Raw genomic sequence first — 20,449 nt, 5'->3', positions numbered from 1 at the left:
AGCGGCGGCGACAGCGCGACCCGGGCAGCCGGTGAGGCGCAGGCTCGCCGGGCGGCCTCGGCGGTCGGCGCCGAGCTCGACGACGCCCGGGAACGGCTCGGTTCGCTGCGCGAGGAGCTGCGTGCGGCCATGGCGGAGGCACAGCGACGCGGGGTGGCGCCGCTGACCGGGGAGCAGGTGCCGGCCGATCTCGACCATGCCGAGGAGCTGCTGCGCGCCGCCACCGCGGCGGTCGAACGCGCCGAGGACGGTCACGCCCGGGCCCGCGCCGCCCGCGACGACCTCGTCGAGCGCTCCACCCGGCATGCCGAGGAGCTGGACGCCCTCACGGCCATTGCCGAGAGCCTCGCGGACCTGCCGGCTCCAGCCCCGGCCGCCGCGGGACCGGCCAACGCCGGAACAGGCGGTGCGGGAACAGGCGGTGCCGGAGCAGACGGTGCCGGAACAGGCGGTGCCGGAACAGGCGGTGCCGGAGCAGACGGTGCCGGAGCAGGCCGACGGGTCGCGTCGGCGCTCGCCGGGCCTGCGACGGATGATCCTGCCCGAGCCGATGGGGTCGCGGCGGCCGTCGCATTCGCGGGCGACGCGCGGCAGGCCCGGGAGAGCGCCCGCCGGCTGCGCCTCGCATGGCGGGAGGCAGCCGCCGGATATGGGCAGGCCGCCGGCGCCGTGCGGACGGCGGCCGACGCCGTGAGCGCCTGGGCGGCGCAGGACCGGTTCGACGCCGTGCGCACCCCGGCCCGCCGCCAGATGCTGCGCGCCGGGCGCGAGGTGGTGGCCGACGGGGCGGCGGCCTGGGCGCAGGCCCTCGCTCCCCGGCTGCGCAGCCTCGACGACGACCTCGCGCACATCGGGCGCAACCGCGAGGCGATCGTCGCCCGCCTGGAGGGCATGGTTCGCGCGGCGCTCGGCACGCTGCGTGCCGCCGGCCGCCTGTCCCGCCTCCCCGACCGGCTCGGCGACTGGTCGGGCCAGGACTTCCTGCGCATCACGTTCGCCGAACCGGATGACCGGGCGCTGGCAGAGGCCCTCGGCCGGGTGGTCGACGAGACGGCGGCCGCCGCGGTGGCCACCCGACCCCGACCGGGCACGGCCGCCCGCGGCGACGCCGGCCGAGATGCCGGTCCGGGCCTTGGCACGGACGCCGGACGCGGCTCACCCGCCGGATCCGGTGCCGGGACCGGCGACGCGCGCGGCACCCGGGCCGCGGCCGCCGTGCGCCGCGACGGGATGGGACTGCTGCTGCGCGGGGTCCGCGCCGCGCTCCCCCGTGGCGTGCGCGTCGAGATCCTCAAACCGGACGCGGTCCTGCGCACCGAACGGGTGCGGGTCAGCGAGCTCGGTGACGTCTTCTCCGGCGGTCAGCAGCTCACCGCCGCCATCATCCTGTACTGCACGATGGCGGCGCTGCGGGCCAACGACCGCGGCCAGCTCCGGGCGCCGCACGCCGGCGTGCTGTTCCTGGACAACCCGATCGGCCGGGCGAGCGCCGGCTACCTCCTCGACCTCCAGCTCGCGGTCGCCGACCGGCTGGGCGTCCAGCTCGTCTACACGACGGGGCTGTTCGACACCGCTGCCCTGTCGGCCTTTCCGCTGATCGTCCGGCTCCGCAACGATGCGGACCTGCGGGCCGGCCGCAAGTACCTGCGGGTGGAGGAACATCTGCGGCCCGGGCTGACCCCACCCGACCCGGCCTCCTCGGGGGCAGCGATCACCGGCGTCATCACCGCGACCCGGTTGTTCGCGCGCCCCCGCCCCCCCGCGCCCGCGGCAGGCGCGCCCGATGCCACGGCCGCGCCTCCGGCTGCGGGCGAAGGTCCGACCGCAGGAGCACGTCCAACCGACGGCGAACACCCGATCAACGGCGAGCCTCCGATCGGCGAGCATCCAACCGACGACGAGCACCCAGCCAGCGGGAAACGGGCGGCCGCGGGCACAGGCGGCGCGACGGTCGACTCCGGCGGCTCCCGCCGATAGGTCCCACCCCGGCCCGCCTGCCGTGGCCACCACGTGGCCGGGAAACAACCGACCGACGCCCCTCCTGACCTGGCCTTATTCGCCTACGTGATCGAGGGCCCAGAGGAGGACACCGGCCAAGGTCTTGGCGAGCCGCAGCGTACCTGCGATGATAGATCCGCCGCCCGGCACCCCCCGAGCCGGGCGGCACCAAGCTTTCGGGCCTCTGAACGGCGCAGGACCACCGGGCGCCTCAAGGCCACCGAGTACCAGGCCACCGAGTACAGGCCATCCTGCGCGGGGGCGCCGTGCCGGGCCGGCTCACGACGGGCAGGGCAGCACCACGAGCGAGCCCGGCGACCGCGAACGGCGGCCCTCCAGGTCGGTGACGGTGGCCGTGTAGCTGATCGTGCCGGGCTCCTGCGGCGACGCCAGCCGGCCGGTCCACGTCGAGCGGTTTGCCGTGGTTTCGCCGAGGCTCAGCGACTCGTTCACCGTCCGCCCGCCGGGCAGGACGACGGCCAGTTCCACGGCGAAGATGCCGGTCCCGTCGAGCGCGGTCACCGTCACCGTCGACTGCGCCACGCCCGCCGCCGGGAGGCAGCCCGCCCGCACGATCCGATCCGGCGCGGCCGCCACCGAGAGGATTTGCGGTGGCCCGTCGACGCTGGCCGTGATGCGCACGTCGGCACCGCCGACGCCGTTGCGGGCACTGACCGGCACGGTGACGTCGACCGACCCCGGCGGCGCCATCGACCGGTCAAGAGTGATCACGAGGGGGACGTCCGCCCCAGGGTCGATGCGGGGCCGGTCCGGGACGACGGCGAGCCAGGAGGGACTCGTCCCGACCACGACGTCGACCGGCGCCGTGCCCTCGCCACGCAGGTCGAGCCGCCAGACCGAGTCAACCGGGCCGAGGTCGACCGTCGTCGCGCTCACTGCGAGGACCGAGCCGGTGGGCCGCGGTGCCACGGGGACGGCTGCGGCGCCGCTCTGCCCGGCGGCGCGCGCACGAGCCCCGGTGGGCGCGGCGGACGGCGAGGCGAGCGCGGGAGCCGGCGCGATCGAGGAGGCGACGCCGGCCGAGGGGGTCGGAGATGCACCCGCGGTCGCGCTCGGCCGACGGGGCACCGAGGTCGCGCTCAGCACATCCGACGGGCCCTGCGCGGTCGGCGCGAACGGGGCAGTCGGAACGCCGGATCGGTTCGTGGGCCCGGCGGCCCGCCCATCACCGGCCAACCGACCACGGATCAACACCAGGCTCACAACCGCCAGCACCAAGACGACCACTACGGCGATGATGCGCCCCCACCGGATTGGCAGAATCCTGCCCGGTCGACCCCAGGGAGAACGGTGACGCCCCACCGAACCCGGGCCCCCCGCAACGTCATGCGTCATCACGGTCGAGATTAGGCCGATGGATGACCTCTAGAGGGCCAATTCGCTCGTTTCCGTCACGGACTGCGGAGAGATTTCATTCAGTTTCACAAATGTAACGGAACGTGGCTATTTGCGGCGATCCGTGGCGGCGGGGTGACGTCGGGGTGACCGACCCAGCCGTCGACCCCACCAGACCCACCAGGTAAGCGTGTGGGTGACGAGCGCGAAGCCGAACAGCAGGTCCTCGACCGGGGCGTATGCGATCCGGAGCCCCGTGATGGCGCCCGGATCGTAGACGACGATGCCGAACCCGGTGAGGATCCCGTTGGAGAGCAATTGGAAGACCACGATGATCGCGTACGAGACCCAGAAGATCCGCCGAGTCAGCAGCCGGGTGCGCAGGAGCCACAGGTCGGCGGCGACCGCCGCGGCGGCTCCAAGGACTGCCAGCGCTGTATAGCTCATCCGCCCGCGTCCCCCGGCCCGCCCGCCGCGTCCCGGACCTCGACCGCCTGGTCGCCACCCCCCACGGCACCAGCGGCACCCACGGCACCAGCGGCACCAGCGGCACCAGCGGCACCAGCGGCACCCACGTAACCAGCGGCACCGCGGTCGCCGGCGTCGAGGTCGTCGGACTCGTCTCCGGCCGGCCAGCCGCGCACCGCCCGGACGGCCTCCAGGGTCAGCACCGCGCAGACCGGGACCACGAGAAAGAACAGCAACTCGTCCAGGGGCAGGCGGCCGGGCAGCCGCACGCCGGTGATGCTGCGCGGGTCGAAGCTCCAGTGACCGGCGGCGATGGCGTACACGTCCCAGGCAACGAAGATCGAGACGACGGGGAGCAGGGTCAGCAGCAGGCGGCGTGGGCGAGCGTAGACCCTGGTCCCCAGGAACAGTTCGAGCGGCGCCGTGCCGAGCAGGCAGCCCGCCAGGACGGCGAGGTAGCTCAGGTGCCGCATCGACGCCCCCGCCCGCGGGTGCCGCTCAGGCGGTACGCAGCCGCCGGGCGAGCCCGGCGGCGCTGGCGGCGGGGTCCTCGGCGGCGGTCAGGGCCCGCACGACCACCACCCGGCGGGCCCCCGTGGCGAGGATGTCGTCGAGGGTGTCCGGGCCGACGCCACCGGTGACGAACCAGGGCTTCGCGCCCGGGGCGAACGGCGGGGCGTGGCGGGCGGCGAGCCGGGGCAATCCCAGCCCGACCGGTGGGCGCCCCTGCTTGGTCGGGGTCGCGTGCACCGGGCCGACGCACACGTAGTCGACGGCCGGGTCGGCCAGAGCCGCGAGGAACTGCTCCGGGCTGTGGGTCGACTGGCCGATCAGGACGTCCGGGCCGACCAGCCGGCGGGCGAAGGCGGGCGGGACGTCGTCCTGGCCGACGTGCAGGATGTCCACCCCGGTGAACGCGGCGAGGTCGGCGCGGTCGTTGGCGCTGACCAGCGTGCCACGGCCGGCGCCGACCGCCTGGATCTCGCGCAGGCCACGCACCTCGTCGGCCCATTCGAGGCTCTTCTCGCGAAGCTGCACCAGGTCGACGCCGCCACGGCCGGCAGGGCCGATCACGGCGTCGAGGAACAGGCCGAACTCGGCCCGGCGGGGGGTGCAGAGGTAGAGCCGGGCATCGGCGAGCCGCCGCAGCCGGTCCGCCCGCACCGACCCGCCCACCGCCGGTTCGCCCGCCGCGGATTCGCCCGCCGCCGGGATCGGGTCGGCGGCCCGCGACGCGTCGGCGGGCGGCGTCGGTCCACTCAAGGTCATCTTATCCTCCGGCGACGGCACGCACGATCTCCAGGATGTCACCGTCCGCGAGCCGGACGCCGGACAACTCGGACGGGGTGAGCGCCACCCCGTTGCGTTCGACGACCACCGAACCGGGCCGCAGGCCGAGCTCGGCGAGCAGGTCGGGCAGCGACTGGCCGTCGGCGACCGCGCGGACGGCGCCGTTGACGACGACCTGTGCCAGGGCGGGTCCCCGCGGCGGGGTGGGGGCCGGCGCCGAGGCGGGCGGCGGGCGATCGACCATGCCTCGACCCTACGGGAGCCGACAGCCTGCCACCGCCCGGAAACCCCACGACCGCCCGGGCGCCACGGTCCGGTCATCGGTGTCGGTATCGGTGTCGGTCAGAAGGCCAGGGCCTGGGCCCTGCGCTTGACCTCCTTGCCACGGTTGTCGATGAGCGCCTGTATCGGGGTGCCGGGCAGGCTTGGATCCTCCCGGAAGAGCCAGTCGAGGGCCTCGTCGTCGGCGAACCCCGCGTCGGCGAGGAGCGTGAGCAGGCCGGGCAGGCCCTTGACCACCACGCCGTCGCTGATGAACTCCGCCGGCACCCGTAGGACGCCGTCCTCCCGCCGGGCCAGCAACGTCCGGTCGCGCACCATCTGCCGGACTCGGGTCACGGGAACCTGCAACTGCACCGCGGCGTCAGGCAGGGTCAGCCAATCCATGGTCAACAGTAAACACCTAAGTCGGGATGACGTCGTCTGGTGCCGGCGGGGTCCCGCACCACCCGTGACCTCGACAGACCCGGGGACCATCAGGGCCGGTGCGTGATCACAGCGGCACGACCTGCGCGCCGCCGGCGGCCGCCGATCGCACCGCCGCCTCCAGCACCGAAACCACCGGGCGGGCCGCCTCGATGCCATAGCCCGCCAGGGGCCAGCCGGAGACCAGGCAGTCGGCGAGGTCGCGGTAGAACGCCCCCGCGCCACCCTGCCCCGGCCCGGACAGCGGGTAACGGGTGCGGACACCATCGTAGGTGACCAGCAGCAACGAGGCCGGGCCGTCCGCGTCGTCGTCCTGCGCGGCACGCCGGCCGGCGTGCCGGCCCGAGACCACCGGTCCGCCGTCGAACGCTTCGGGGTTCGCGACGGTGGACACGTCGTCGAGGATCAGCGTGCCCGCGCTGCCGAGCACCTCGATGCGCGGGCGGGCCGCCACCGTCAGGTCGGAGACGGTGATCTCCGCCTGCGCACCGTTCGCGAAGCGCAGCAGCAGGTGGCTGTGGTCGGCATTGCTGACGTGGTGCCAGACCCGCTTGAGCTCCGAGGCGCTGACCCACTCGACCGGCTCGTCGACGAGCGCGAGCACCTGGTCGACGCCGGCGGCGCCGCGGTCGTAGAGCTGGCCACCGCTGATCCGCTCGTCGTCGCGCCAGGTACCCGCGGGCCGGCGCAGGCCGCCGCGGTGCACCGCCAGCCGCAGCGGCTCGCCGACCGCGCCGCGCCCGACGGCTGCGTGCAACGCGCGGTAACCGGGGTCGGCCCGCCCCTCCGGGTAGACCGCGAGCAGCAGGGAGCGGTCCGAGGCAAGCTCGGCGAGCTGGTCGGCGTCGGGCGTCGCCAGGCACAGCGGCGCCTGCACGACCACGTGCTTGCCAGCCTCCAACGCCCGTCCGGCCCACTCCAGATGGGTGTGCGTCGGGGTGGCGACGACGACGACGCCGAGCTCGGGGTCGTTCACCAGGTCGTCGGGGTCCTCGACCCGATGGGGCAGGCGGCCCGCGGCGTGCGCGGGCGCGCGGCCCGGGCCGCCGTCGCACAGGGCGGTCAGCTCCAGCCCCTCGGTCGCGTCGAGGCCCGCGCGGTGGGCCGCGGTGGTGTCGGGGGTGCCGAGCAGGCCAACGCCCACGGGCGGCGCGTCGTGCACGCCGAGGCAGTGCCGCAGCCATCGCCCGACGAGCCGGTGGTAGGTGGCGTCGCCGAGCACGCCGGCGCCCGTGCCCAGGGTGAACATGCCGAGCCCCGTCGCCGGCCGCCAGGTGCAGACGGGGTATTCGCTCATCTCGTGGCGGATCAGCAGCAGCCGCTCGACGTCGTCGGCGACCTTCTCCGGGATGACCCAGCTCTCCCGGGGCCGGAAGTCACCCGATCGGGCCATGATCGCCCCGCCCTGCGGCCCGGCCTCCAACCGCAGCTCGTAGGGGGGCGTCGTCCGGCCGGGAATGAGGCCGGACGCCTCCACCAGCGGGCTGTCGGCGGGCAGGGCGCGCACGGTCGGACCGGCGAGCAGCACCGGGACGGACTGCCGGGCCCGGTCGAGCAGTTCCTGCTCGACGTGGTCGAGGGGACGATCGATGAGGACGAGAAGCGCGTCCGCCGACCGTGCCGAGGTCGGGCCGAGACCCGCTGCGCGCAGATGGTCGCCGAGCGCGTTCACCCCGGGCAGGTTCGACACCAGGTGAATGCGAGGCACGCCCGGCACTCTAGTGGCCTTACGGATGCCTGCGGTCATTCGGGTCGAGAAGGGTGGAGCAGGCTCTCCCTACATTACGAACAGTGCGCAACATCTACCCTCAAAGGCGGCATAGTGGAATTGCATCAGCACCGTCCGCAGGCAGAACAGCGCCTTAGCGTCGAGATCGTCCGGGCCGCTCGGTGACGGGTCGGGTTCCGAACGACGCAAGGCTGCGCGCTCTGCGTCGACGGCGGCGGGTTCCTTCATCGCCGTGGCGATATCGGCGAGCGGGTGCGAGCGGATCCGAGCGGATGCCCACGCCGGTGACAGGTAGGCCAGCCGCGCCGGTGGGGCACGGGCGGGCTCAGCCCAGCGCCGCCCGCTCGGCCGGCGGGTCGACATGGGGGTCGGGGAGGGGGTCGGCCGGCGGGTCGACATGGGGGTCGGGGAGCGGGTCGGCAGGCGGGTCGACGAGGGGGAAGGCGTCCTTCCACACCGGCTCGTAGCCGGCCGCGACGAGCATCGCGGCGACCTCGGCCGGGGGGCGCTCGTCCGAGATCGAGAACTGCTCCTGGGCGGTGCCCGGCGAGCCGTAGCCGCCGGGCTCGGTGGAGGAACCCGCGCTCATCGTCGTCACGGCGATGCGGACCAGGCCGTCGCGCATCGCCGCCGGTTCCCGGGTGGACAGCGTCAGCGCGAGGTCGGGTTCGAACAGCCGCAGGGCCGCGTACGCCTGCACGAACTCGGCGTCGGAGACGACGACGACCGGCGGGAAGTCGCTGGCACTGGGCTTGATCCGCGGCAGTGCGACCGACACCTCGGTCCGCCAGTACCGTCGCGACAGGAACGACGCGTGGGCGGCCAGGGCGAACACGTCGGCCCGCCAGTCCGGGGCGAGGCCGAGCAGCGCGCCGATCCCGAGCCGGCGCGCCCCGGCACCCGCGGCCCGCTCGAACGATGACAGCCGGCGGTCGTAGTCGCGTTTCCAGCCCGCGACGTGCACCTCGGCGTACCGGGCCCGGTCGTAGGTCTCCTGGTAGTGGACGACGCCCTCCAGCCCGGCCCGCACCAGCCGCGCGTAGGTGTCGTCCGACCAGGTCTGCGTCTCGATCGACAGCGACGGGAACATCGGCCGCAGCCGCTCGACCACGGCGACGAGGTAGTCGGCGGACACCTCGATGCGGTGTTCCCCGGCGACCAGCAGCACATGGCGGAAACCCCGCCCGGCCAGCAGCCGGCCCTCGGCCGCCACCTCGTCGACACTCAGCGTGCGCCGCGCGACCGGCAGGCCCTTGGCGAAGCCGCAGTAGGTGCACGACGACAGGCAGGCGTTCGAGACGTACAGCGGGGCGAACAGGCGCACGGCCCGGCCGAAGCGGCGCAGCGTGGTCGCCTGGGCGGCGAGCGCGAGCTCCTCCAGCCGTCCCGTCGCCGCGGGTGAGAGCAGGACGGCCAGATCGTCGAGGCCGAGCCGCCGCGGCACCGACTCGCCCCGGCCGGCCGGATCCGGGGCGACCCGGCGCAGCACCGCGTCGACCTCCGCCGGCGTCGTGCGCCGGGACCGGGCGGACAGGCCGGACAGGTCGAGTGCGGCGAGCTCGCGGGCGAACTCACCCGGCGGCGCGCTCACCCGGCCACCTCGGTCGCGGGGCCCGGGGCGCCGAGAGCACCGAGGAAGCCGGTGAGCGGCGAGGACGCGGACGCCGCGGTGGCCGTGCCGGGCCCGGCCTGCCCGGCCAGGTGGCCCAGCCGCCCGGCGACGGTCGCCAACGCGAAGGCCCGGGCCATCCGCACCGGGTCTGCCGCCACCGCGATCGCCGTGTTGACCAGCACCGCGGCCGCGCCGATCTCCATCGCCTCCGCCGCGTCGGAGGGCACCCCGAGACCGGCATCGACGATCACCGGCACGCCCGCACCCGCCACGATCGCCTCGATGGCGTCCCGGGTGCGCAGCCCCCGGTTCGAGCCGATCCAGCTGCCCAGCGGCATGACCGTGGCGCAGCCGGCCTCCTCCAGCCGGCGGGCGAGCACCGGGTCCGCCGAGCAGTACGGCAGGACGGTGAAGCCGTCGGCGACCATGAGCTCGGCGGCACGCAGGGTCTCGATCGGGTCCGGGGCCAGCGTCCGCGGATCCGGGGTGACCTCCAGCTTGACCAGGCCGGTGCCGGTGGCGGCGCGGCCCAGCCGGGCCAGCCGCAACGCCTCGGCCGCGTCCGCGGCGCCGGAGGTGTTCGGCAGCAGCGTCATGCCCGGCGGGACGAAGTCGAGCACGTCGCCCTCGCCGGCGCGGTCGAGGTCGACCCGGCGCAGCGCGACCGTGACGATCTCGGCGCCGGAGGCGAGCAGGCTGTCCCGCATCACCTCGTGGGCGGCGAACTTGCCCGTCCCGACCAGCAAGCGGCTGCCGTAGGAGCGCCCGGCGATCACCAGCTCGTCGGACTCGACCGGCTCGACGGCGCCGGACCACGCGACGCCGGACGGCCGGGACCACTCGGACGCGGGAACGGTGGGACCTGACGGAGCCTGCGACATGATGACCATCCTCCCCACGCGCGCATGACCGCGATCGGGTATGCGGGTCGCCGACGGCACTCCTGGCCGGCCTCTCAGCCCACGTCCATGGGCTCCCCGGTGCGACCCACAGTCTAGCCGGCCCGCCACCGCCACCAAGCCGGATCGATGCACCCCATCCACCCGGAGCGGCCGGATCGGGGGCCCGCGGATCGGGGGCGGCACCCCGACGGGCGGCATTCCGTGAACGGCATCCTCACCGACGGCGACGAAGCGAGCCCGGCGGCGTCACCGACGGCCGGCAGCACCACCGATGGCCGACAGGGGCACCGACGGCCGGCAACGTCACCGACAGCGACGCCGACGGCCGGCGGCGTCACCGACAGGCGGCAGCGCGGACCGCCGCCCGCACGGAGGTGCCGGGGCACGCAATCGCCGAACAGGGCAGGATTTCCGCGGTATCCGCGCGACGCGGCAGATCCGCGCAACGCGGTCGCCGCTTACCGGCAGGGCCCGGATTCGACCGAAGAGCATCGGCTTGTATGGCGATAGGCGACGCTATGTCGGAGGGCATGTCGGAGGGCATGTCGGCACGTTGGCCGGCGCCCGGGCTCAAATCCGGACCTGACACCGACAGGCTCCGGTAGCGGCATGGTTCGGCAACGATCGTAAACTGTCTCCCGTGGATGCCACCGTGGCCGACCCCGTCATAGGTCGGCTTCTCGACGGCCGCTACACGGCGCAGGAACGGCTCGCCGTCGGCGGCATGGCGACGGTGTACGTCGCGCACGACAACCGGCTGGACCGGCTCGTCGCTCTCAAGGTCATGCATCCCAACCTCAACCACGACCCGGAGTTCGTCGCCCGTTTCCACCGCGAGGCCAAGGCCGTGGCGCGCCTGAACACCCCCCGGGTCGTCTCGGTGCTCGACCAGGGCTCCGACCACACCGCGGCGGGTCTGGTCAACTACCTGGTCATGGAGCTGGTCCGCGGCCGGTCGCTGCGCCAGCACCTGGGCGCCCGCGGGCGGCTGCCGGTCGCCGAAGCCATCGAGATCATCGAGCCGGTGATGGAGGCGCTCGCCGCGGCGCACGGCGCGGGCATCATCCATCGCGACATCAAGCCCGAGAACATCCTGCTCGGCGACGACGGCCAGGTGAAGGTCGCCGACTTCGGCCTGGCCCGTCCGCTCGGCCAGCCCACCCAGGCGCTCACCGACGGGGTGGTGATGGGCACCGTCGGGTACCTCGCGCCCGAGCAGGTCACCCTGGGCACCGCCGACACCCGCAGCGACGTCTACGCCGCCGGGGTGGTGCTGTTCGAGTCGCTGACCGGCCAGCTGCCGCACAGTGGCGCGACCCCGATGTCGATGGCCTACCAGTCCGTCCACGGCGACGTGCCGGCGCCGTCCACCGTCGTCGACGGCGTCCCCGCGGAGCTCGACAGCCTCGTGCTGCGGGCGACGGCGCGCGACCCGGCCCACCGGCCGGCCGACGGCGCGGCCCTGCTCGACGAGCTGCACCGCATCGGGCCGTACCTGCCCGCGCAGGACGCCTACCAGACCGGCTTCACCGGCGAGGTCGAGCGGATCGGCCTGATCGGCCCGCCCCCCGAGGACCCGACGCCCGACTACACTCGCCCCTTCCAGCCCACCGACTACGACTACGACGACATCGACGGCGCCGGGCCGTTCGCCAGAGCGGAGTCGGGCCGCCCGGGGCGACCGTCGGCCGCGGGCACCGCGGAGCATGACCCGGCCGCCCGGCCGCCGCACGCGGGCGGCGTGGCGAGCCAGCCCGGCACCGGCGCGCTCTATCGCTCCTCCGCCACACCCGCCCAGACGTCCACCAGTTACCTCGGCGCCGGACACGGGCGGCGGCGCGCCGCGGGCTCGGGCTCTCGCCGCTACGCGCCGTTCGCCGTGGGCTCAGCGGTGGTCCTGGTCCTGCTGCTCGGCTTCATCGCGACGCGCTCACTGTCCAGCGACAAGATCGAGGTCCCGCTGCTGACCAACCTCAGCAAGTCGGACGCCGAGACGATGCTGCGCGACGCCGGGCTCAAGCCGACCTACCTCGACCCGGTCGCCAACCCCACCGTGCTGGCCGGGCACATCGCCCAGCAGGCCCCCAAGGACGGGTCGAAGGTCGACAAGGGCACCGTGATCACCCTGCGGCTGAGTTCCGGGCCGGCGACCGTCAGCGTGCCGGACCTCAGGAACCTCACGCAGGAGCAGGCCACGGCTCGGCTCAACGAGGTGAACCTCACCGTGGGCGGGTTGTCCAACCAGGCCAGCGACACCGTCCAGACGGGCCACGTGATCGGCACGAACCCGGCCGTCAACACGATGCTCAAGCCCAAGGCCGGCGTCGTCCTGGTCATGTCGAGCGGTCCGGAGACCAGGCAGATGCCGGCCGACGTCATCGGCAAGACCTACGACGCGGCCAAGGCGGAGATCGATGCCCTCGGCGTCGCGGGGGTCACGGTCCAGCGCGCGGAGACCGTGACCGAGGGCGCGACCCCCGGCAACGTCGTCGGCGTCACCCCCGGAGTCGGCCAGCCGATCGCGCCGAACAGCACCGTCACGCTGACGGTCGCCGCCTCGCCCGACGACGGTGGCCTCTCCGCCGACGGCGGTGACGGCAGCGGCGTGCAGGTCACCGTCCCCAAACTGGTCGGGAAGACCTACCGCGACGCCGAGAAAATCCTGCGCCAGCGGGGGTTGAAGATCGATCGGGTCGGCCTGTTCGGCAGCCCGAACGACCGGGTCGCGCAACAGGCCCCCCAACCCAACTCCAAGATCGAAAAGGGTAGTACAGTACATGTGAACACTGAGTGGCAGTGGGGTAACTGAACGACGGTCGACCTCGGTCGGGCCGGCGCGGGGGCAGCCGGCTCCCGGACCGCCGCCGCACGACCGCTCCCAGGGGGAGGACGTGAGGGCAGCGCGCGGCCGCGACCGGGCTCCCGCCGGAGCAGAGCAGCCCGGGGCCGGGCTGCTCGGTTCCCGGTGGCGGCGTCCGCGGTGGACCCGCGCCGAGCAGGCCGCGGCGCTGCTGGACGGCCGGCGCGCGCCGGCCGACGCCACCGAAATCCGCCTGGTGAATGCGGCGGCGGCGCTGCGTGACCTCCCGACGCCCCGGATGAACCCGGCGCGCCGCGACGCCGTGCGCACCCACCTGCTCGCCTCCCTCGCCGCGCCCACCAGCGCCGAGCCCGCCCGCGCCGGACCGGCCGACGCCGTGCCCTCCGTCGCCGGGCCCGCCCACGCCAAGCCATCCGTCGCCGGGCCTGCTCTCGCAGAGCCATCCGTCGCGGGCGAATCCGGCGGGAGCGGGCGGCGGGTGGGTCGGGTCTCGCCACGGCGAGGTCGGGTCCTGCGCGCCGCCCGCCCGCTACTGGCCGTCTCCCTCGCCTCCGCGGTGGCTCTGGTCGCCCTGGCCGTCAGCGCGGAGGACGCCCTGCCCGGCGAGACGCTCTACAGCGTCAAACGGCGGGTCGAGAACATTCAGGTATCGCTGGTGCGTGATCCGGTCGCCAGGGCGAAGACCCGCCTCGACGTGGCCGGCACCCGCATGGACGAGCTGCGGACGATCACTCTCGGCGAAGGCGTCCACAGGGACCACGGCAACAGCGGCTCCGACAGCGACAGCAGCACCGACGGCAGCACCGACGGCAGCACCGACAGCAGCACCGACAGCAGCGGCTCCGGGGCAGGTGCCGGCGTTCCCCTGCCGGCGCCGACCGCCCTCGACCAGCCCGCCGCGGCCGGCATCTCACCGGTGATCGCACCGGCCCGGGGGGTGACGGGCGGCCCGCCTGTTGTACCCGGGGTATCACCGCGGGCGGGGGTGGGTACCCCGCCCGCGGCATCGCGGACGTCCGCGGCGGCCACCGGCCTGCCCACCGGCGCCGCCGACCAGCCATCAGGGCCCGCGGGCCTGCTCCACCCGGTAGATCCGTTCGCCCCGCTGGGGATCGTCGGAACGGGCCTTCCCCACCCGCCGGTCGGGCCCGCTGCCCCGGTCGGACCGATCCCGGCGCCGCTCCCCAGCCGGCCAGCCGCACCGGCCCCATCAGCCCGGTCCGCCGCACCGGCCCCACCGGCCGACTCGGCCCCGACGGTCGCACCGGCCCCGGCCACTCCCGGCCGCCACGCGGATGCCGGCACGGTCAACAGCCTGCTGCGGGCCTGGTGCGCCCAGGCGCGGGCCGGCTCGCGGGTGCTGCTCGCCCGGGCCACCGCCGGAAACGCCGATGCCTGGGCGACGATGGACGCCTTCACCTCCGAGCAGTCCGACCGGCTGACGCCCGTCCTCGCCGCCCTGCCCCCCGGCACGACCGAATCCGCGCGGGCGGCCCTCGACCTCATCGGCGAGTTCCGTCACGCCCTCAGCCTCCGTTTCCCGCGGGCGACGGCCGCCGCCTCGACGCAGGTAGGCACCGCACCCGCGGCGGCGCCGACCGTCCCGGAAGGGCCCCCGCCGTCCGCCACGCCGAGCGCTCCGCCGTCCCCGGACGACGCCGACGCGACCACCATGCCGGCCGGCAGCCCGATCGGCGGCCCTGCCGGTGATACGGCGACGCGCGGTACGGCCGGCCGGGCGGCCGGACCGCCCGCCGCGGGTTCGGCAGGCGGGCAGGCGCCGCCGAGCGCCGCGGCCCCGCCGGGAGGCACATCCTCGACGGCCCGAGCGGCCGGGGCCCCGAGCCCACCGGACACAGCGCCACCGAGCCCCACTGCCCCGGCGGACACCGCCAGCCAGACAGGCACGACCGGCCAGGGGGGCAGCACCAGCCAGACAGGCGCAGCCGACCGGGCAGGCACGGCCGACCGGGCAGGCACGGCCGGTATGACAGGCACGGCCGGTATGACAGGCACGACGGCGGCGGGCGGCGCGGGAACAACTCCCGGTCCTGGGGTGGACACGGCGGCACGGGTGGACGCCGCGGCGGCGTCCAACGGCGCGGGCGGAGAGCCGGCAGGCGACACCGGCGGCGCGACGAGCGCCGCGACCGGCACCGACCCTGCGACCGGCACCGGCCCTGCGACCGGCACCGACCCTGCGACCGGCACGCAGGCGCCGGGCACCGCCGCGGACTACGGACTCGCACCCGCCGGCTGAACGCGTGTCTGTAGACGGGAGCGTCCGAGGTCCGGGTGGCGGTCGCGCAGGTCGGGGCGCGTAGTCGGAGCGCGCGGCCGGGGTTCTGGATGCCGCCGACCGCGACGCCCTTCCGTCATCAGCTACGCACAGAATCGTGCCGAGGGGTAGCCACGGTTTCAGGCCGGAAAACCGTGCTTAGGCCTCGGCACGATCTGACCGCTATGTGGCCGGTTAACGAAGACAGTCGCCGGACCGGCGGCCGCCGGCCGGCATCGGCGAGATGGCCTGCCGGTCGATGCCGCCTGCCAGTCGATGCCGCCTGCCGGTCGGTTACGACCGGCAGGCCGGTGGGAGCTCGGCTAGGCGGTGCGGAGCTCCTGCATCGCGGCGGCGCGCTCGCCCTGCGCGTGCTGGAGCATCTCTGCGACGAGGAAGGCCAGCTCAAGGGCCTGCCCGGTGTTCAGGCGCGGGTCGCAGGCGGTCTCGTAGCGGCCACCGAGATCCTCCTCGCCGATCAGCTCGGCGCCGCCGAGGCACTCGGTGACGTTCTCGCCGGTCAGCTCGATGTGCAGCCCGCCCGGGTGCGTTCCCAGGGCCTTGTGCACCTCGAAGAAGCCGAAGACCTCGTCGAGCACGTCGTCGAAGTGGCGGGTCTTGACGCCGCCGACGTCGCGGGTGTTGCCGTGCATCGGGTCGCAGGACCAGACGACCGGCGGACCGGCGGCGTTGACCTTCTCGATGATCGGCGGGAGGGCATCACGGATCTTGCCTGCGCCCATCCGGGTGATCAGGGTCAGCCGGCCGGGGACGTGCTGCGGGTTGAGCCGCTCGGCGAGCTCGAGAACCTCGTCCGGGCTGGCCTTCGGCCCGATCTTGCAGCCGATCGGGTTACCCACCCGGGACAGCAGGTCGACGTGGGCACCATCGAGGTCCCGGGTCCGCTCCCCGATCCAGATCATGTGCGCGGACAGGTCGTACGGGTTGCCGGTGGCGTCCTCCACGCGGGTGAGGGCGCGCTCGTACTCCAACAGGAGACCCTCGTGGCTGGTGAACAGCTCCACCCCGGTCAGCGCGGCGGTGCGGTCGAGGTCGATGCCGCAGGCCGCCATGAAGGCCAGCGCCCGCTCGATGTTCGTCGCCATCACCTCGTAGCGCCGGCCGGCCGCCGAGTCGCGCACGAACGCCTTGTTCCACTCGTGGACCTTCGACAGGTCCGCGAACCCACCGGTGGCGAACGCCCGGACGAGGTTCAGCGTTATCGCGCTCTGATGGTAGGAGGCGACCATGCGCATCGGGTCCGGCCGGCGGGCGGCGGCCGTGGCCGCGATGTCGTTGACGGCGTCGCCGCGGTAGGACGGCAGGCCGGTGCTCGCCTCGATGTCGGCCGAGCGCGGCTTGGCGTACTGGCCGGCGATGCGGGCGACCTTCACCACCGGCGTGCTCGCGCCGTAGGTGAGCACGACCGCCATCTGCAGCAGCGTCTTGACCTTGTCGCGGATCTTGTTGGCGGTGTTCGCCGCGAAGGTCTCGGCGCAGTCGCCGCCCTGGAGCAGGAACGCCTCACCCCGCGCGACCATCGCGAGGCGCTCGGTGAGTGAACGCACCTCCGGGGCCGTGACCAGCGGAGGAAGCGCCGCAAGCTGGTTGTAGGCGGACTGCAGTTCAGCGGGGTCGGGCCACGACGGCTGCTGCTTGGCCGGGAGGGTCCGCCAGACATCCAATGCGCTCACGAGACACCAGGGTACGGTCCCGGCCGCCGTGCGAGCCCGTCAACCGGCCGACATGTTTCGGTCGACGTCCCGACCGTGTTCCGTGTCCCGATCGTGTTTCGTCCTCGTCGACGGTCCGGACGCACCGATCAGCCGAAGAAGATCTCCGCCTCGTTGTAGAGCTCCTCGGGCACCGTCTTGAGCTCGCGGGTCGCCTCCGCCAGCGGGACGCGGTCGATGCGGGTCCCGTGCAGGGCGACCATCACCCCGAAGTCGCCCTCATGCACCGCGTCGACGGCGTGCAGGCCGAAGCGCGTGGCGAGCCAGCGGTCGAACGCGGTCGGCGTGCCGCCGCGCTGGAGATGGCCGAGCACGGTGGCGCGGGCGTCCCGGCCGGTGCGGCCACGGATCTCGGTCTCAAGCACCTGCGCGATGCCCTGCAGGCGGACATGGCCGAAGGCGTCGAGCTCGCCCTCCCTGGTGACCAGGGTGCCGGCGATCGGGGTGGCGCCCTCCGCGGCGACGATGATCGGGGAGTAGTGGGTGGCGAAGCGGGTCTCGACGAAGGCGCAGACCTTGTCGAAGTCGAACGGCCGCTCCGGGATGAGGATGACGTTCGCGCCGCCGGCCATGCCGCTGTGCAGGGCGATCCACCCGGCGTGGCGGCCCATCACCTCGAGGATGAGCACCCGGTGGTGGCTCTCCGCGGTGGTGTGGAGGCGGTCGATCGCCTCGGTGGCGATGTTGACCGCGGTGTCGAAGCCGAAGGTGTAGTCGGTGGCGGACAGGTCGTTGTCGATGGTCTTGGGGACCCCGACCACGGGCACCCCCTCGGCGTGCAACTGGGCGGCCACTCCTAGGGTGTCCTCCCCGCCGATCGCGATGAGTGCGTCGATCTCGGCCGCGGCCAGGTTCTCCCGGACCAGCGACGGCCCGTCGACCGCGGCGTAGGGGTTCGTGCGGCTCGACCCGAGGATGGTCCCGCCCCGCGGCAGGATGCCGCGCACGGCGGCGGTGTCGAGCGGCACCGTGTCACCGGTCAGCGGCCCGCGCCAACCGTCCCGGAAACCCACGAAGCTGTGCCCGTAGACGCCTTCGCCCTTGCGGACGACGGCTCTGATCACCGCGTTGAGCCCGGGGCAGTCGCCGCCGCCGGTCAGTACGCCGATCCGCATCGCGCAATCCTCCTGTCGAGCTCGCACCGCCCCCGCCGGCGGCAGCGTAGCGGCAGCTCAACGCCCAGGAAGGAGTTCACGGTCACCGGGCGTGGCGACCAGACCACCGAGACCGGATGATCGCCGCCACCGAGACCCCGCGGCGTCGGCGGCGGGGCGTAGGCAGCGGGGCGTCGGCGGGGCGGGTCAGCCGCGGTGGGGTCAGCGCGGAAGTCAGCTGGACGTCAGCGGCGGGCGGGCGGGGCGGCGAGCCGGGCGCGCAGCGGCGCGAGGACCTCCCAGCGGGCCAGGTTGTGCACGGCGTCGGCGAGGGCGTCGTGGGCATTGGCCGGCGGCGGCGGCAGTGCCGGGCGGCCGACATCCTCCCAGAGCTGGCGCAGGTCCCGGGTGAACCGCGGCAGCTGCCCGGGCAGCTCGGTCATCGTCCCGAAAAGCTGGCAGAGCACCACGTGGTCGTAGGCGCCGTACCAGGCCCACAGCTCCGGCGTGCCGTCGGCGGTCAGCAACGCGGTGATCTCCTCGCGGATCCGCGCCCGGGATCGCCACGCCGGGTCGGCGGGCGGCGGAAGCTGGTCGAGGACGTTGCGGCGGACCCATGGCACCGCGAAGGCCGGGTCGAACTCGGTGGACACGGCGTAGTAGCGCTGCGCGCCGTCCTCGCTGACGATGCCGATGCTGACCAGGTCCAGCCAGAGATGGTCGGCCTCGCGGCGCTCGATGAACTCGGTGTCGTAGAAGAAGCGGGTGCCCACCGGCTCAGTCTCCTCTGCCGGCCGGATCGGCGGAGACCGGAGCCCGCCCCGGCGCCGCCACCGGCCACGGATCCGCCGTCTCGGCCGGCGCGGGCCGTGGGGCCGGCAGCGCCGGGTCCGGCGCCGACCAGCCCGATCGGCGCCGCCACGGCCGCAGCACGAACGCGAGCAGCGCCGCCGCCACGGCCGCCCCGACCAGTGGCAGCACCCACAGCAGCGGCCCGGAGTACTCCTCGCCGTCCCCGCGGTCGGCGGGCGCGGCGGCGGGGCCACCCGATCCCGCCGACCCCGCGACGACGGGGCCCGGCGAGGGAGCGCAGCCGCCCGCACCCGCGTTCGAGGGCGCGCTGACCTGCGGGCCGGCCGCGGCCGGGGCGACCCGGACCTCGACCCGGGCCGCCCCGGGTTCGGCCACGACGCACAGCAGGCCCGCGCCCGGCGCCGAGGTCACCCGGGCGCCGGTGACCTGGACCTGATAGCCCTGCGGGTAGGACCACGCCGGCACGCTGATGGCCGTCGCCGCGCCGGCCGCGAGGGAACCCCCGGCCGGTGAGCCGGGCCGGTAGGTGACGGTGAGGACCCGCGCGGCGTCGAACCGCAGCGACTCTGGTGTCCCCGCCACGGCCACCGGGTACGGCCGGACGATCTCCGCCGGGGCGGCCGGGAGCGGCCCGCCGCCCGGGGCGGGCGGCGGGTCGGTGCCGACCGTCCCGCCCGTCCCGCTACGCGCGTCGTAGAACCAGCTCAGCCCGAATGCGTCGGCGGCCGCCACCAGGCCGCGCACCGCCGCGGGCGAGCCGTCCTTCCACCCGACCAGGTAGCCGGTCGGGTCGTTGACGGCGACGGTGGCGGCGGCGTCGAACGGCGCCGGGCGGTCCCGCCAGAGCAGGTGGTGGGGGTCCTGCGCGGCGACCGCATCGCTCAGCGCCGCCCCGGCGCCCGCGCCGGCGGGGACCTCGTAGCCGATCAGGCCCGGCTCGCCGCGGAACCGGGTGGCCAGCCGGCCGAGGCCGGCGGCGAGCGTGGCGCTCGACAGCGCCTGGCCCCGCGCGGCGGGGACGAGCCTCAGCACGACCCGCATCCCGCGGCCGGTGAACGTGCGGGCGAGGCCCTCGACCTGGCCGAGCCCGGGATCGGTGGAGGCAGGCGCGGTGGCGTCGGGTGCCGGCCAGCCGGCGGTGACCGGGAAGTGGCCGTCGGCGGCCACCGGCACCGCGAGGCGCACGCCGCTGAAGCCGTAGCCGATCCAGGTGTCGAGGTCACCGACGGTCGGGGTGACACCGGCGGGCACCGTCATCCCGCGGATGACGACCGCCCGGCGCTCGCCGTCGGTCAGGTAGGCCCCGGATCGGCCGATGGTGCCGGCGGGGGCGGCATCGGCCGCGGAACCCGCCGAACCCGGTGCCGGCGCGGTGGCCGCGGTCACCGCGGGCGAGGGTGCGGGCGCGGCGAGCGCGGGCGGGGTGCCCGCGGCGAGGCAGCCGGCGAGCACACCAAGCGCGAGCAGCAGCGTGCCGGGCCGACGGGCGCCGCGACGCGGGCCGGCCCTCAGGCCACCCGGGCCGGGCCGGCCTGAGGGTCGACCGGGGTCGGTGCCGAGGCTGCCACGACGGCCACGGCCCCGCCGGAGACCGGGAACACCCCGCCACCGGCGAGCGCCGTCCGACCGTTCGACCGCCGCCGGCAAAGG

At 74.8% G+C, this 20,449-nt stretch carries 15 protein-coding genes, 1 pseudogene and 1 riboswitch; of the genes and pseudogenes, 3 read left to right on the top strand and 13 right to left on the bottom strand.

The window, feature by feature from the left end; all coding sequences use genetic code 11:
• The first annotated feature begins 129 nt into the window (after positions 1-129).
• Entirely contained in the window at positions 130-1,977 is a 1,848-nt protein-coding gene (locus FRAQA3DRAFT_RS37905; RefSeq protein WP_369809489.1) for a hypothetical protein, read from the top strand.
• Between the two features lie 300 nt (positions 1,978-2,277).
• Here FRAQA3DRAFT_RS37905 and FRAQA3DRAFT_RS35590 read toward each other — a convergent pair whose 3' ends face one another.
• The 9 genes and pseudogenes from FRAQA3DRAFT_RS35590 to FRAQA3DRAFT_RS30595 all read right to left on the bottom strand — a co-directional run bounded on the left by FRAQA3DRAFT_RS35590 (position 2,278) and on the right by FRAQA3DRAFT_RS30595 (position 10,039).
• Positions 2,278-2,895, bottom strand: coding sequence for a hypothetical protein (locus FRAQA3DRAFT_RS35590; protein WP_157467791.1), 618 nt, complete (start codon positions 2,893-2,895; stop codon positions 2,278-2,280).
• Between the two features lie 567 nt (positions 2,896-3,462).
• The gene (locus FRAQA3DRAFT_RS30630) at positions 3,463-3,801 is read right to left on the bottom strand and encodes a lycopene cyclase domain-containing protein (protein WP_009742937.1); all 339 of its coding nucleotides are present in this window, start codon (positions 3,799-3,801) and stop codon (positions 3,463-3,465) included.
• A 152-nt stretch (positions 3,802-3,953) separates the two neighbouring features.
• A pseudogene (locus tag FRAQA3DRAFT_RS30625) lies at positions 3,954-4,295 on the bottom strand (lycopene cyclase domain-containing protein); the annotation flags it as partial.
• 25 nt (positions 4,296-4,320) lie between these two features.
• A complete protein-coding gene (locus tag FRAQA3DRAFT_RS30620) occupies positions 4,321-5,091 on the bottom strand; it encodes a thiamine phosphate synthase (protein ID WP_009742935.1) in 771 nt (256 codons plus the stop codon).
• Position 5,092: 1 nt separating this feature from the next.
• Entirely contained in the window at positions 5,093-5,356 is a 264-nt protein-coding gene (thiS, locus tag FRAQA3DRAFT_RS30615; RefSeq protein ID WP_009742934.1) for a sulfur carrier protein ThiS, read from the bottom strand.
• A 98-nt stretch (positions 5,357-5,454) separates the two neighbouring features.
• The gene (locus FRAQA3DRAFT_RS30610) at positions 5,455-5,778 is read right to left on the bottom strand and encodes an Rv2175c family DNA-binding protein (RefSeq protein WP_009742933.1); all 324 of its coding nucleotides are present in this window, start codon (positions 5,776-5,778) and stop codon (positions 5,455-5,457) included.
• Between the two features lie 106 nt (positions 5,779-5,884).
• Positions 5,885-7,564 (bottom strand): Gfo/Idh/MocA family protein, encoded by a 1,680-nt coding sequence (locus tag FRAQA3DRAFT_RS30605; RefSeq protein ID WP_009742932.1) that lies wholly within the window; start codon positions 7,562-7,564, stop codon positions 5,885-5,887.
• A 307-nt stretch (positions 7,565-7,871) separates the two neighbouring features.
• The gene (gene thiH, locus FRAQA3DRAFT_RS30600) at positions 7,872-9,137 is read right to left on the bottom strand and encodes a 2-iminoacetate synthase ThiH (RefSeq protein WP_009742931.1); all 1,266 of its coding nucleotides are present in this window, start codon (positions 9,135-9,137) and stop codon (positions 7,872-7,874) included.
• The gene (locus tag FRAQA3DRAFT_RS30595; RefSeq protein ID WP_009742930.1) at positions 9,134-10,039 is read right to left on the bottom strand and encodes a thiazole synthase; all 906 of its coding nucleotides are present in this window, start codon (positions 10,037-10,039) and stop codon (positions 9,134-9,136) included. Before FRAQA3DRAFT_RS30595 ends, thiH begins: the two co-directional genes overlap by 4 nt.
• A riboswitch (TPP riboswitch) is annotated at positions 10,034-10,148 on the bottom strand. (Overlaps the previous gene by 6 nt.)
• 564 nt (positions 10,149-10,712) lie before the next feature.
• Between FRAQA3DRAFT_RS30595 and FRAQA3DRAFT_RS30590 the strand changes: the two genes are divergently transcribed.
• Together FRAQA3DRAFT_RS30590 and FRAQA3DRAFT_RS30585 are read left to right on the top strand one after the other, a co-directional pair.
• Positions 10,713-12,869, top strand: a complete 2,157-nt coding sequence (locus FRAQA3DRAFT_RS30590) for a Stk1 family PASTA domain-containing Ser/Thr kinase (RefSeq protein WP_009742929.1) — start codon at positions 10,713-10,715, stop codon at positions 12,867-12,869.
• Positions 12,870-12,951: 82 nt separating this feature from the next.
• Positions 12,952-15,141: a DUF5667 domain-containing protein gene (locus tag FRAQA3DRAFT_RS30585; protein WP_009742928.1), complete on the top strand. Its 2,190-nt coding sequence runs from the start codon at positions 12,952-12,954 to the stop codon at positions 15,139-15,141.
• A 341-nt stretch (positions 15,142-15,482) separates the two neighbouring features.
• On the opposite strand, the gene FRAQA3DRAFT_RS30580 is transcribed toward FRAQA3DRAFT_RS30585, so the two are convergent.
• The 4 genes from FRAQA3DRAFT_RS30580 to FRAQA3DRAFT_RS30565 all read right to left on the bottom strand — a co-directional run.
• On the bottom strand, positions 15,483-16,853 hold the full coding sequence (locus tag FRAQA3DRAFT_RS30580; protein WP_009742927.1) for a class II 3-deoxy-7-phosphoheptulonate synthase: 1,371 nt from the start codon (positions 16,851-16,853) through the stop codon (positions 15,483-15,485).
• Between the two features lie 128 nt (positions 16,854-16,981).
• Entirely contained in the window at positions 16,982-18,007 is a 1,026-nt protein-coding gene (locus FRAQA3DRAFT_RS30575) for a 6-phosphofructokinase (RefSeq protein WP_009742926.1), read from the bottom strand.
• Between the two features lie 224 nt (positions 18,008-18,231).
• Positions 18,232-18,759, bottom strand: coding sequence for a polyadenylate-specific 3'-exoribonuclease AS (locus FRAQA3DRAFT_RS30570; RefSeq protein ID WP_009742925.1), 528 nt, complete (start codon positions 18,757-18,759; stop codon positions 18,232-18,234).
• Between the two features lie 4 nt (positions 18,760-18,763).
• A partial coding sequence (locus FRAQA3DRAFT_RS30565) for a hypothetical protein (RefSeq protein ID WP_009742924.1) occupies positions 18,764-20,449 on the bottom strand: 1,686 nt, incomplete at its 5' end.

The organism is Frankia sp. QA3 (genome assembly GCF_000262465.1).
GTDB lineage: Bacteria > Actinomycetota > Actinomycetes > Frankiales > Frankiaceae > Frankia.
Note: the sequence above shows the minus strand (reverse complement) of the source record. Positions and strands in the feature narration are given on the sequence as shown.

Excerpts from the sequence above, each read along its gene's own strand:
- FRAQA3DRAFT_RS37905 (WP_369809489.1), top strand. The coding sequence starts at position 130 with ATGGCGGAGGCACAGCGACGCGGGGTGGCGCCGCTGACCGGGGAGCAG.
- FRAQA3DRAFT_RS30630 (WP_009742937.1), bottom strand. The coding sequence starts at position 3,801 with ATGAGCTATACAGCGCTGGCAGTCCTTGGAGCCGCCGCGGCGGTCGCC.
- FRAQA3DRAFT_RS30620 (WP_009742935.1), bottom strand. The coding sequence starts at position 5,091 with ATGACCTTGAGTGGACCGACGCCGCCCGCCGACGCGTCGCGGGCCGCC.
- thiS (WP_009742934.1), bottom strand. The coding sequence starts at position 5,356 with ATGGTCGATCGCCCGCCGCCCGCCTCGGCGCCGGCCCCCACCCCGCCG.
- FRAQA3DRAFT_RS30610 (WP_009742933.1), bottom strand. The coding sequence starts at position 5,778 with ATGGATTGGCTGACCCTGCCTGACGCCGCGGTGCAGTTGCAGGTTCCC.
- FRAQA3DRAFT_RS30605 (WP_009742932.1), bottom strand. The coding sequence starts at position 7,564 with ATGACCGCAGGCATCCGTAAGGCCACTAGAGTGCCGGGCGTGCCTCGC.
- FRAQA3DRAFT_RS30595 (WP_009742930.1), bottom strand. The coding sequence starts at position 10,039 with ATGTCGCAGGCTCCGTCAGGTCCCACCGTTCCCGCGTCCGAGTGGTCC.
- FRAQA3DRAFT_RS30575 (WP_009742926.1), bottom strand. The coding sequence starts at position 18,007 with ATGCGGATCGGCGTACTGACCGGCGGCGGCGACTGCCCCGGGCTCAAC.